The sequence below is a fragment of the Hymenobacter sublimis genome, assembly GCF_023101345.1.
Taxonomy (GTDB): Bacteria; Bacteroidota; Bacteroidia; order Cytophagales; family Hymenobacteraceae; genus Hymenobacter; species Hymenobacter sublimis.
The window spans coordinates 26,603-38,411 of record NZ_CP095849.1 but is presented as its reverse complement, the minus strand read 5'-3'; the positions used below and the strand labels follow the sequence as shown (position 1 = coordinate 38,411).

Genomic DNA, 11,809 nt, shown 5'->3' with positions numbered 1-11,809 from the left:
TACCTGCTTTCCACCTTATTCTCGTCTTAGCAACCGGTGTGGTCTTAGCCGGTTGCCGGTCATCGGCTGTCGTCCCTAAGTTTTCGGCCGCCCCCGGGTACCACCACCCGCCACAGGCCCAGCGCGGAGATACAGCGGCAGTCACCCCTGCCCGGGAGCAGCCCACTACCCAGCAGGGGCGGGTAAAGGCGGAAGAACGCGCTACGTCCTCCGGCACGCAGGACCGCGTGGCCAAGGAGAAGAAGGAACCGGCAGTCGGGCCGGGCAGCAGGCAGGCTAAAGCAACGCCCACAGATACCGCAAGCAGCGCCATCCGGCCGATGGCCCCGCCCGGGCCCGGCCAGTTTGCCTCCCCCAAGCTCTTTAGCGCCCAAACGCTGGTCCATTATGGCCTGCACTTTGTTTTTCCGCTCGTGTTGGCGCTGGTGTTTTTTCCCTTGGTGTGGCAGACCGCTTACCTGGTTATGTTGGCCACAATGGCCATTGACCTGGACCGCCTGCTGGCAAAACCCATCTTCGACCCGTTGCGCTGCAGCGTGGGGTACCATCCGCTGCACTCCTTTCATATCATACCGGTGTATGCGCTGCTGCTCCTGTGGCCGGCAACGCAAATTGTCGCTGTCGGCTTGCTTTTCCACATGTTCACGGATACGGTGGACTGCTTGTGGAACTTCAGCCACTGCCAGGACTGCTACCGGAACTCCCGTATTCGTCGCTTGTACAACGGGGTGCGGAAGCTGCTGGGCCTTGAGGTGGTCGAGTAAGCTGGGACGAGACGGGAGATTGAGCGGGCTGTTGCCTAAGTGGCCCGATTCAGAATTGTCGCTAGAACCTTCCCGAGCGACTAATGCTTTTTAACAGCTGATTCTGCAGCAGCTGGTCCCGGTAAGCGCCTTCCACCGCCTGTCGTGCCGGCCCGGGCTTGCCCGCTTCGTGAATCAGCCGGTCAGCTTCCTGGCGCAGCTGCAGGGCTTTTACCATGTTGTCGTTGGCCTGCCCCATGGCGCGCAGGCGCTCGGCCTCGGTCATGGAATAGCGGCCCGGGTTCTTCAACGTGGCCATGAGCTCCACGCTTTGGGCAGTCATCTCGTCGGCAATCTTCTGGTAGTTGAAGGCCGTTTCGACGTTCTTTTTCTTGAGTACCTCCTCGTAGGCGTATGCCGAAGCGAAGGCTTCTTCCCGCATGTTCTTATAGTCACGGTAGGTAAAGGACTGGGCCCCGTTGCGGCCGATATCCAGCCCGGAGAAGGCCTGGTATACCGTTTCCACGTCCTGCTCCGTGCGGCCCTGCAGCGCCTGGCGCAGGCGCCGGGCCTTGTTCACCGGCGGCATGTAGTCGGGCTGCGAGCTGGTGTTCATGGCCATGGCCCGGCCGAACAGCTCCAAGGGGTTGGCGTAGCGCAAATCCTTCACCGATGCTACTTTGCGCAGGTCGGCCTGAATCTGCCGCTGCAGCTCCAGCCCCTCGGAAGTTAACTGCTTTACCTGACCCGTGATGTCGCGAGTGACACCGGCAATCTGCCGGGCGTCCTTGATGACCTGGTAGTTCTTGACGGTCTCGACCCATTGCTTGAGCTGCTTGGCAAACTGGCCGATGTGGATGCCCATGTGCGGCGGGTCGTTGACGACCATCTGAGCCGAAGCGAAGTAGGAAGTGGTGCCGGCCAGAACGGCCAGGACCACAACAAACAGTCCCTTTTTCATGGCTGAAGAGCTAAAGTAAGGTTTAATTGCTGGCCGTCGGCGCGCCGGCATCCGTCGCGCCCGTGGTGATGAGCACGGGGTAGCCATCGGGCAGACGCACGTCGCGCAGCTTCTGGCGGGGTGTCGATGCCCGGCCCACCATCGCGGCCGCCACCCGGCCCCCCACGCCCACTACCGAATTAGCCGCCGAGGCCGAGCGGTCAATGGCCATGCCCACTTCCTGGGCACCGATGGAGCGGGCATCGTTGAGGGGATTGTCAGCCGCGGGCAGCGGCTGGCGCTTCTGCGGGTCAATCATCAACCCCGGCAGGTAATGGTAGTCGTAGATGTCGGCGGTTACCCGGGTAGGGCCCAGCCGGGAGATGCGGATGGCCACGTGGTTGGTCTCGACGCTGGCCACGCCGGCAAATACCAGGTTCTTAGGAAAGGTCTGCCCGCTGATAACGGCATCCTCGACAAGGCGCAGCAGCACGACGGAACCAGTCCGAATCTTCTGTTCCCCGTTGATAACGGCCTTGTAGAAAATGTCCGGCAGCAGCTGCGCCTGATTATCGGGGGCATACCGGAAATAGCCGGCTTTAATAGTGCCAAAGGCATCGTAGCCCGAAGCGTTGTTTGCCGCGGCACCAGACGCCCCGCTGGCCCGGAGGGCAGCCCGCCGGTCGAAATAGCGGCGCCCGGTCATCTGCTCGTACGAGGCGCGGGAGGCGGCAGGGGCTGCGTCGAGCATGTCCAGCACGTCGTCGTTTTGCTCGTAGGGCACCCCGTCGGGCGCCGTGCGGGGCCGGGCCGCAGCCCGCAAACGCCGACGCGGGTCGGCACTGACACTGTTACCCCGGTAGCTGGCCTGCACCACCGGGATGCGTACGGCCCGGTAGGCGCCGGTCTGCGCATCCACCGCCGTTACTTCCGTGGAATCAGGGGGCGGTAGCGCCGCCCGGTTGGCTGCAGCCCGGGCCTGACGCTCCGCGGCGGCCAAGGCCGTGCGGCGGCGCAAAGCGGCTTGCCCCACCGTATCGACCGCCATGCCGCCGGCCAATTGGTCCGGGGAGGGAACCGTGCCCAGAGTCTGCACGCCGGCCTGTCGTGCGGCCGCCTGCTTTTGTTCCAGCACGTCCGTGGGCGCCGGGGCCGCTTCGGGCGTGGCGGGCGCAATCGTGGGCTCCAAATTTTGAGAGGTAGCCGCCACAGGGCTGGCCTGCTGCGCTACTTCCTGGGAAAGGGAGCGGGCGTAGAAAAAAAGCGTCACCGCCGTCAGCAGGCCGATGCCCACGAGTAGGGGCAGCCAGTGCCGGCGGGCCAGCTCCCCTACCGAGGGGCGAAGCGTAGCGGGGGTAGTGGGAGCAGAAGCAGGACCGGGCCCCGGCTGCGATTCAGAAGTAGAGTTGTCGCCGGCAGGATACACCGGCTGCATGTTGTGCTCGGACATGAGAGGAAAGGATTAAATGGCAGCAGCCGTGTTGATGACTTTGCTGGGGACTTTGAGCACCAGCACCCGGGCCCCGAACTTCTCGCGCAGAGTGATTTCAAGGTGGCCCCGGTCGGTGGCCGCATACAGCGGCACGGCGTAGAGCAGGTAGCCCGTGGCCCGGGCCGGGATGGTTTGGCTTTCGGCCCCGCCGGCGGGCGCCAGGGGCCGCCGGGCCTCGTTCTTCTTCTTGCCCAAAAACTTCTTGCGCGAGTTCTCCACCAGCTCGAAGTCGGTGAAATCCACGGCATAGTCGATGGTAGTCGTATTGCGCAGCTTTAGACGCAGGTAGGTGAAGTCTTTGTCGTTGCGCACGTTGGCCAGCGAAAGCACCAGGTCGTTATCGGCCGTGCGCAGCCCGCTGGTATCGGCGTGCTTGGCGGTGGCCAGCTTGGCCAAGCGCGCCTCAGCCAGCTCCCGCTTTTCGTGGCCCTGGTCCAGGGCCAGCGCGTCATCTACCCCGGCGCCGTTGCGGGCCTTGCCGCCGGCGCTCACGCCGAGGGCGCCGCCCTCCTGAAAGTCGTAGAGCTGCAGCACCGGCCGGTGGGTGTACACCAGGTGACCCATCCAGTAGCGCGAGCCGTAGCGCACCAGGATGGGTGTGGGCGGCGGGTTGCGGCGCCTGGCCCGCACGAACACGGCGTTGCTTTCAATCTTGACCAGGTAGTGTGGGGCTTGGCCGACATCGACCAGAGACACTGGCCCCGGAAAGACCAGGTAGGTTGTGGAGGAGTCGGAAACGGCGATTTCCAGCTGCATTTTCGGCGCTACGTTAGCCGGATGCGGGGTTTGCACGCCGGCAGGACGGGTGGCAGTCGAAGCAAGGGTCTGCGCGTGCGACAGGCCGGGTAACAGCGCCAGCAGCGCGCAGGAAGCAAAGGAGAAGGGGAAACGCATAAGAAGGAGATAGAGGTAGCTTACTGGGCAGGTTGAGCTGCGGGGGCAGGCGTCGTTGGGGCGGGTTGCGGCAGGGGCACGCCGGCGGCTTCGGCTTCTTCGCGCAGCTTGCGCTGCCGGGCCTGCTCCTGGTCACGCAGCTGGTCTTTTTCTTCCTGCGAGACGGGCGGGTTGTAGGCGATGAAGTCGAAGTCGGTGATGAGCAGCCCGAAGGGGTTGGCATCCGAGCGGTCGGTTTCGACGAGGGCGAACTTGGCCCCCAGGGGCTTGCTCTGGCTTTGCTGGTCGCCGATGAACACCGTTTGCTTGATGTAAGCGCGGCCGGTGATGGGCCGGTGGTTCATGTCCAGGTGGATGCTATCCACGGTCACGGCCTGGCGGGCGCCGTAGCGGATGTAGTTCTGCAGCACCTGCCCGCGCTGGAAGCTCTCGAATAGAAAGCGGCCGCCGCGCTCTTCAATCAGGGGCAGGCCCGCATCGAGGTTGTGCTTGAAGGAGTACTGGTCGTGGCCGAACATGGTCAGCAGAAAGGTCTTCACCAGGTTGCGGGCCTCGAAAGGCGTGTGCCCCGCGCTGCGGCCTATCTGGGCCGAGAAGGAGCCGGTGTCACTGACCACGTACACGCGTTGGCCGGTTGATTCGTAGGCGCGGTAAAGCAGCGCACCGGAGGCTACTGTTACCACGCCTAGCAGGGCCAGGGCGGACAGTGCCATCGTGCGCATGGTGATAAACGTCTTGTTCAGGTCTTGGACTGAGTTCATGGGTAAGTCGAAGAAGGTGGAGGTTGAAAGGGGCTGAGTCACCCGGGACTTTTTGCCCCACTGCCCATGCTTAGAGGGGCAGGTAGACCATTTTGCGCGAGTCAGGCGGCCCCAATGGGTTTTGGTAGGGATAAAGGATTAGGCTTGGCTGCTGGCCAGTGTTTGGGGTGGTCGCATAAGCGTACAGGACTCCCCGAACAGTCACTTCCTGGCCGGGCTTCACAAGCGTTGGGGTCTGCTGTGATTGCCCGGGAATGGTAGCTCCAGGCTCCAAGAGGGCGAAAGTGCCCAGCGTATCAGGGGCTGCAGGGGTGCGTAAGGCAAGGGCGGCGGGTACCTTTTCTCCCTTGGCATAGCCCGTTGGTCGCCATTCCAACACTGCCTCGAAAGGCAGGCGGTAGCCAGGGGCTACGGTCGGGTAATCAGCTTTTACATGCCGCCACAGGACCGGCAGCGCCATAATTCCGGGTTGTGCGGCTCCGGTTTGCTTGACTGATATCAGCTTCAGGTAGCCCTCTTTAGGTAGTAGCTGCTCGACTGCTGGACGAAGATTAGCGGGTGAGCCAACAGGTAGCGCTGGTGGGCGCGTTGTGGCAAGCTTCCAGGCTGCCTGCCGCGCTTTCGCTTCCGGTGATTTAGCCGCTGCTTGGGCTACTTGCTGTAGAGCGTCGGCCGCGGCTTCATTGTCGTTTTTGCAAGCTGTAAGAAACGCCGAGGAGCTCAGCATGCTGATGAGAAGGTATTTCATTGGAAATAAGGGTTAGCGCCGACGGCGCGTTGGCGCGCCCGAATCGGCTGAGGACATAGTGGGCAACTCTGACGAGGCGGATGGCGCTGAAGCGCTGGCCGAGGACCCACCGGAACTGCCTCCGCCCGATTTGTCTGGTCCGAAGCCCATTTTGCGACCTAGCGCGCCGCTTGCCCCTCCGCCGTAGGCGCCGGGGAACACCACCCCGCTAACTGCCCCAGCAGCCCCGGCTACGGCCCCGGTGAACATGCCCACGAAGCCCTGCACCGCTGAGGAGCCGATAAGGAAGCTCGTCAGCCAGGGCACCATGCAGTAGAGGATGACGAAGCCGATAGAGTTAATCAGGTAGGTTAAATCATCGGCGTAAGCACTTGGCGTCAGGCCCGTGGGCATGAGCACATTACCAGTGCCCGGGCGGGTGGCCGCGTAGTTCGCGTAGATGGTGTCCAGCAGCGAGTAGGTCAGGGACCAGAACTGCACGGCCATGAAACTCTGCAGCCACTGCTTACCGAGCTGTGCGAAGGGTGGCAAAGCCGAGAGGCAGATAGCAATCGGGCCGCCCACGTACAAAAAGGCGACGATGTACTGGCGAATCATGACCAGTAGCTGCCGAATCAGCGCCACGGTACTGGTGGTAAATAGCTCGGTGAGCAGGTTGATAAGCGAGAACCGGGTGAGCTTATCGAAGGTGGAGGAGATGTTGCTTATCTGCTCGTTCACAAACCCCGCGGTATTAGTAGCCTGGTCTGGTTGAATTGCCGGCGAGCCGGCCGGGTTTGTCAGGCTTCGCAAGGACTGAGCGATGAAGCCCGGCTCGTCTGGAGCTACCAGGCTTGAAAACGCCCCGATGGCCCCGCCAATCAAGTCCATGAAGTCCCGGTAAAAGAACAGGATGAAGTACACGAACAAGGCCTTGAGCAGGGGCGAGAAATCCATGCGCAGCTGCCCACCCTGCAGGTAGCCGCGGCCCACGGTGTAGAGCAGGGCTACCGATAGGAAAGGCGGAATCAGGTAGAGCTGGCAGGCCTGCAGCACCTTGCGCAGGGCCCCGTCGGCGGCCGTGATAAAGTCGGTGTCCAGGTCCATGCCGACCAGCAGAAATAGCGGCCCGCTCATGCCGACAGCGCCCCCTTGCGCTTGCGCTTTTCTTCCACGAACTGGTCGACGGCGAAGTCCAGCCGCTGCTCGGTGACGGTGGTGTAGGTGGGCCGCCCGTCGGCGTCGCGCACCAGGTTGCCCAGCGCGTCGCGCACTTCCACCGGCCGCTGGCGCTGGTAGTGGCGCACAAGCTGGTTGAGGTAGTTGCGCTCGGCGGGCCGCGAGGTGAGCACGGCGTCGAGCTGGGGCGAAGCTTCCAGCGCATACACCTTGGCCTGGGCGCCCTGCTTGATGAAGAACTCCCGGAACGAGTCGGTGGAGCGCACCGAGCGAATCAAATCCATCTCGTGCCCGGTGAGACCTAGCGGCGCCTGCAGGCGGTTTAAGGATGCCTCGTTGGAGTGGCGCAGGATGATTTTGGTGCTGGAGTTATCAATCAGCGTGTAGCCGATGGGCGAGTCGATGATTTCCTGAATGCCCTGGGTGATGATGGTGATGGAGCCGTTGGTTTTGCGGATGGTGCGGTACATCGAGACGATGAACTCCTCGAGCACGCCCGAGAGCAGCGCCCAGGCCTCGTCGAGGGCGATGTACTTCACGGCATCGGGAAATTGCCGGAAAAGGTCCAGGCTCAGCTCGGTGATGAGCATGGCCACCACCGGGTAGAGCGTGGGGTCCGTTTTTACCCGGGCCAGGTCAAAGCAGATAAGCGGGTACTGGCTCAGCTGGGCCTCGCGGGTGGAGTTGAGCACTTTGGCGTAGCGCCCGCCCGACACGAACTCGCCCAGCACGAGGAAGAACTCGTGCATGTCGATGTACTTCATGTCGGTCTGGTACTGGGCCCGCTGCAGAGCCAGCACCGCGATGCTTTCATCCGTGGCGTCGCCCTCCCCTGGCGCGGGCGTTTCGGCCCGCATCCACTGGTCGAAGCGCTGCACGTACTTATAAAAGCTTTCCATTCCCGGAAACTCCTCGTCCGACTGGCCCAGCCGCTCGTGCTGGTTCAAATCGTGGTAGTAGCCGGTGAGAAAGCGCGAAAGAATGGTGCGCTCACTCTTGCTTAGGGCCCGGTCCTTGCCGCCCTTCCAGAGGGCGGCCAGCAGGGCCAGGTGGAAGTTAAGCTTCTCGTCGGAGTAGTGCCAGGGGCCGTTTTCCCCTTCGCGTGGGAGCAGGAAGGGGTTGAACTCAATCGGGTTTTGCGGGTCGTACTCGAAGTAGGTGTTCTCGAAGTCCGGCCCCGTCAGGCTCTGGAACACGTTGCGGTAGGTGCCCCCGATGTCGATGATAATCTGGCGGGCGCCGCGCTCGTAGCGCTGCACGATGAAGTTGCCGAAGGTGTAGCTCTTTCCCGAGCCCGAGGGGCCGATGACCAGGGCGTTCTGGTTGTCGAGGTCGGTGTTGAACAGGTTTACCTTGACCAGGTTGCGGAACCGGTCACACAGGTACTCGCCCGTGGGCTCGGGCCGGTACGTCGTGGTCCAGTGGAAATAGCAGGCCGCGCGGTCGGCCGAGGTGGTCAGCCAGCGGTCGGGCACCTGGTAGGCATTGCCGGGGGCTAGGCCAAAGAACAGCGGCAAGGTCAGGTAGCTTTCCACTACGGCTTCGGCGCCGAAGATGGACCGGAAGGCCGCCGTGGTCTTTTCCACGTGCTCGCGCCGGGCCTGGTCGTCCACGTCCCAGAGCAGCACCGACAGGTGCAGGCCCACGACCTGCTTGCTGCCCGAGCGGACCTCGGCGGTGAACTCGTCAATCTCGGCCGCCCGCAGGTGGTTGTCCTGCGTGGCCAGGAAGGAAAGCGAGTTGTTAATTTTCTTGTCGTTGTCGAGGCTTTTTAGCTCGGCGCGGGAGTCCTGAATCAGCAGCGCCTGCGTGAGCACGTGCGGGCAGGAGAGAAACGCCGTCAGCGGGTAGAGCATGGGCGAGGTGACCCCGTAGCCGTTGCGGACGGCGGGGTGGGCCTCACTCCCCTGCCCCACCAGCGAGACGATGCTCACGCGGTTTTCGCCCACGGTGAAGGCGCCCGGCACGTTGCTGATTTCGCGGGTCAGCCCGGCGGGCTGCTGGTCGAACTCCAGGTTGAAGTACTGGGTGAAGACCTGCGGCAACTGGGCTTGATTGAGTCGGCGGTAGTCCAGGCCCCCGAGGCCGCGCAGGCTTTGCAGCAGCTCGGTGGCGATGCGCTCGGCTGTGTCCAGGGTTTGCACGACGCCGGCAAACGGGTTCTTGGCCAGCTTCTCGCCGGCGCGGTTCACCAGGGCGCTCAGGGCATTCGGCCTTACGGGCTTGGCTTCGTCCGAGGGGGCGAAGGAGATGAACAGGTACGCCCGGTGGAAGAGCACCAGCCGCTCGGCGAAGTGGGCATTCATCTTGCCCTCAAAGTAGCCGGGACGGGCGTCGCCGCCGGTATTCTGAAAGGGACGGTCGTAGTAGATGTCAGTTTTTTGCACCACCGTGCCCACGGGCAGGGTGCGCAGCGCGCCGAGCAGGGCCGACTGTAAGTTGGCAAACTCTTCGGCCTGCCAGCTCTCCATTTCGGGGCATTCGAGCACGAAGCCGACGCCCACGCGGCCATCCCGATAGATGACCTTGTCGTCCTGGAAGGCGTAGGCCGGGTGCAGGTCCGCAAAATCAGCGGTGCGGGCCGCGGTGCGGTCAGCGGCCTTAGTGGGAAACATGTTCATGCGGGGTGGGAATAGCGGCGGGGCCGCTCGCCGAAGGCCCGGACCGGGCGCGGCCCAGGGCGATGCGGCGCGGCTGCCGCCGGTGGAAGGAAAGCCAGCTGAGCAGAAAGCCCGGGGGCCGGTGCTTGGCCAGGTAGCGCAGGGCGTAGAGCAGCACCACTAGCACGACCAGAATCAGCAGGTAGAGAAAGCGTGGCACGGTAACCACCAGGCCCGCGACGCCGATGGCCAGCACGGCGGCCAGAAACAGGCCCACCACCAGCCCCAGGTCCGGCAGGTTCATGCCCAGCACCTGGGCGGGGCGCTCGATGCTTTTGTAGGAACGCATGGGCCGGCTTGCTTAGGGCGTAACCCCGCCTTCACCGCCGCCCATGGCGCTGGCCAGGTCTTCCTTGAAGTAGTTGAAGCCAAACCAGAGGATGACACCGCCCATGAGCCAGCCCAGGGCCCCGAGCGCGTCGGGGGCGCCGCTGATAAACTTCTGCACGACGCGCACCAGGCCGATGGCCAGCACGATGATGAAGAGCACCTGCACGATGCTGATGACAATGGTTTGCACGCTGCGCAGGGCGCCCACGGCGCGTCCGCCGGCGCCGGCCTGCCCGAATACCAGGGCCGGGGAAGTGGCCAGCAGCAGGGCCATGGCGAATCGTTCCGCACGGGAAGGTTGATAGGTGTGGCCGGCTGCCAGCAGGCGCAGGCCTCCGGCAGCTACCTGGGCAGCGCCCTGGTGCAGGCGCGTGAGCAAGGGAGTTTGCATGGAAAAGGAAATAGGTGGAAGGAATGGGAAAAGGTGAAAAGCAGGGTTGAGGGCCTTATGCAGTAGCCGGGGCGGTGCGCCGGTTTTCCAGGGCCGTGCTCATCAGCTCGCGCATCTTGGCGCGGCGCTGGGCGGCGGTGAGCTCCACGCCGCGGTTGTGCTCGTCCGTGGCCGTGGGCGCCGGTGCCGAGAGGTAGTTGTGCAGGGCGCCCTCCGGTAAGCGGCCGGCCTCGGCAGGGGCGGGTATGGCTTCGCTATCGTCCGGTACAGCCGCTGGCGTGGGCGCCGCTTCTGCCGCCACTTCGGCCGTCGGAAGCAGGGTTTCAGCGGGCTCTGGTGGCGTCACTTCCTCATTGGTACTAGGCGCCACCTCTGGCACCACCAGGGGCGCCGGGTGGAAGTCGGCCAGCCGGTAGTGCCGGGTGCGCAGCGAGGGATGGTTGCCTTTCAGGGGCGGCGGAACCACGGCGGCCCCGGCACTGGCCGGCATAGCGAAGCGCCACCAGAGTACCCCCAGCGCCGCCATCAGCAGCAAAAGCAGCAACCACAGCATCGATTTCAAGCGAAAGGCCGAAGTTTTTTATGAGCAATTGCGGCAACTATACGGAGCACTTCCGTATAAGTTCTGGTTTTGCAGAAGTTTTGAAGCAGCTATGCCGAAGCTTTGGGGTCACTAGATGGTAAGCCCGGCGTAGCCATGTACCGACAGCAATCGGGTAGTGCACGCGGCCGGCTGGTTTGTTACCTTGCACGCCCCTTATTGCTGCTGCATGACCACCTCTGTACCCACTCCCCCGGCTGCCCCTCCCATCGAGCCGGTCAACGCGGGGTTTCCCGACCCCGCGCTCATTGTTTCCTATGCCACTGTTCTGCGCTATATCCGCCACCGCCTCAACACGCTGCTGCACGGGCAGCTCAAGCCCTGGGCCCAGCAGCACAAGTTCAACTACGCCCGGCTGATTGAAATCAAGAAGCTGGAGGAGGAAACCCAGGCCGTGCTGCTGCAGCGCCTGATGGCCCACTTCCAGTTTCCCACCGAACTGCTGCGCATCATCGTGCACCAGTCGCGCCGCCACTTTTTCCTGTTCACCTCGCCCGAGAGCCTGACCCGGTTCAAGGCCGAGCTCAACCTGTTCGACAACCCACCATTCGACGCCCCGGCGTCTCCACCTTCACCTCCTAACTAGCGGAAAGGCCCGGAGCCTTTTCGCTCCCACGTTGCCCTTTTTGCTATGCCTGCTACCGTTGCTTCCCGCCCCAAGGCGAAACCCGCGCCTGTGGCGGCCTGCCTGGCCCGCCTGCTGCCCGACCCGGCCCTGGCCATCCCCTACGACGAGGCCCGTCGCTACGTGCAGCTGCGCCTGCGCAGCCTGCCCCACGGGGGCCTGCGCGCCACCTGCAACGCCTTCGGCTTTCCCTACACGACCAGCGTGGGCCTGAAAACGGGCAGCCTGCAGCGCGAGGAATACCGCCTCGTACAGAAACACCTGCGGGTGTTCGGCTTTGAGACGGAGCTGGTGCGCCTGCCGGTAGGTGGGCAGCTCTGCGAGCACTACCTCTTTTCCGACGCTGCCTTGCTGGCCACCCTGCGCGAGCAGCTGGCCGCCCACGAGCAGCTGGTGAGCTAGCGCCTCTTCTTCCCTACTGCCTTCAGGATGTACTCCCCACCCCGGATGCCGGCGGTGCGGCTCG

At 63.7% G+C, this 11,809-nt stretch carries 13 protein-coding genes; 3 read left to right on the top strand and 10 right to left on the bottom strand.

All coding sequences use genetic code 11. The features are described from left to right. Positions 1-38: 38 nt before the first annotated feature. Positions 39-764, top strand: coding sequence for a DUF6122 family protein (locus tag MWH26_RS19535; RefSeq protein WP_247977169.1), 726 nt, complete (start codon positions 39-41; stop codon positions 762-764). A gap of 61 nt (positions 765-825) precedes the next feature. Here MWH26_RS19535 and MWH26_RS19530 read toward each other — a convergent pair whose 3' ends face one another. The 10 genes from MWH26_RS19530 to MWH26_RS19485 form a co-directional block, all read right to left on the bottom strand. Next, the gene (locus tag MWH26_RS19530) at positions 826-1,704 is read right to left on the bottom strand and encodes a hypothetical protein (RefSeq protein WP_247977168.1); all 879 of its coding nucleotides are present in this window, start codon (positions 1,702-1,704) and stop codon (positions 826-828) included. Between the two features lie 22 nt (positions 1,705-1,726). Further along, the gene (gene traM, locus MWH26_RS19525; protein WP_247977167.1) at positions 1,727-3,133 is read right to left on the bottom strand and encodes a conjugative transposon protein TraM; all 1,407 of its coding nucleotides are present in this window, start codon (positions 3,131-3,133) and stop codon (positions 1,727-1,729) included. Between the two features lie 12 nt (positions 3,134-3,145). Continuing rightward, a complete protein-coding gene (locus tag MWH26_RS19520; protein WP_247977166.1) occupies positions 3,146-4,069 on the bottom strand; it encodes a DUF4138 domain-containing protein in 924 nt (307 codons plus the stop codon). Between the two features lie 20 nt (positions 4,070-4,089). Next, positions 4,090-4,830, bottom strand: coding sequence for a VirB8 family type IV secretion system protein (locus MWH26_RS19515; RefSeq protein WP_247977165.1), 741 nt, complete (start codon positions 4,828-4,830; stop codon positions 4,090-4,092). A gap of 70 nt (positions 4,831-4,900) precedes the next feature. Then, entirely contained in the window at positions 4,901-5,578 is a 678-nt protein-coding gene (locus MWH26_RS19510; RefSeq protein WP_247977164.1) for a hypothetical protein, read from the bottom strand. A 12-nt stretch (positions 5,579-5,590) separates the two neighbouring features. Next, a complete protein-coding gene (locus MWH26_RS19505) occupies positions 5,591-6,694 on the bottom strand; it encodes a hypothetical protein (protein ID WP_247977163.1) in 1,104 nt (367 codons plus the stop codon). Further along, on the bottom strand, positions 6,691-9,357 hold the full coding sequence (locus MWH26_RS19500; RefSeq protein WP_247977162.1) for a VirB4 family type IV secretion system protein: 2,667 nt from the start codon (positions 9,355-9,357) through the stop codon (positions 6,691-6,693). Before MWH26_RS19500 ends, MWH26_RS19505 begins: the two co-directional genes overlap by 4 nt. After that, positions 9,338-9,685 carry a hypothetical protein gene (locus MWH26_RS19495; protein ID WP_111480593.1) on the bottom strand — a complete coding sequence of 116 codons (348 nt, stop codon included), beginning with the start codon at positions 9,683-9,685 and terminating at the stop codon, positions 9,338-9,340. Before MWH26_RS19495 ends, MWH26_RS19500 begins: the two co-directional genes overlap by 20 nt. Positions 9,686-9,697: 12 nt before the next feature. Further along, positions 9,698-10,117 carry a hypothetical protein gene (locus tag MWH26_RS19490; RefSeq protein ID WP_247977161.1) on the bottom strand — a complete coding sequence of 140 codons (420 nt, stop codon included), beginning with the start codon at positions 10,115-10,117 and terminating at the stop codon, positions 9,698-9,700. A gap of 55 nt (positions 10,118-10,172) precedes the next feature. Next, complete coding sequence (locus MWH26_RS19485) at positions 10,173-10,670, bottom strand: hypothetical protein (protein WP_247977160.1); 498 nt, start codon at positions 10,668-10,670, stop codon at positions 10,173-10,175. A gap of 217 nt (positions 10,671-10,887) precedes the next feature. Between MWH26_RS19485 and MWH26_RS19480 the strand changes: the two genes are divergently transcribed. Continuing rightward, positions 10,888-11,304, top strand: coding sequence for a hypothetical protein (locus MWH26_RS19480; protein WP_111480590.1), 417 nt, complete (start codon positions 10,888-10,890; stop codon positions 11,302-11,304). 45 nt (positions 11,305-11,349) lie between these two features. Continuing rightward, positions 11,350-11,745, top strand: a complete 396-nt coding sequence (locus MWH26_RS19475) for a hypothetical protein (protein WP_247977159.1) — start codon at positions 11,350-11,352, stop codon at positions 11,743-11,745. Positions 11,746-11,809 lie beyond the last annotated feature (64 nt).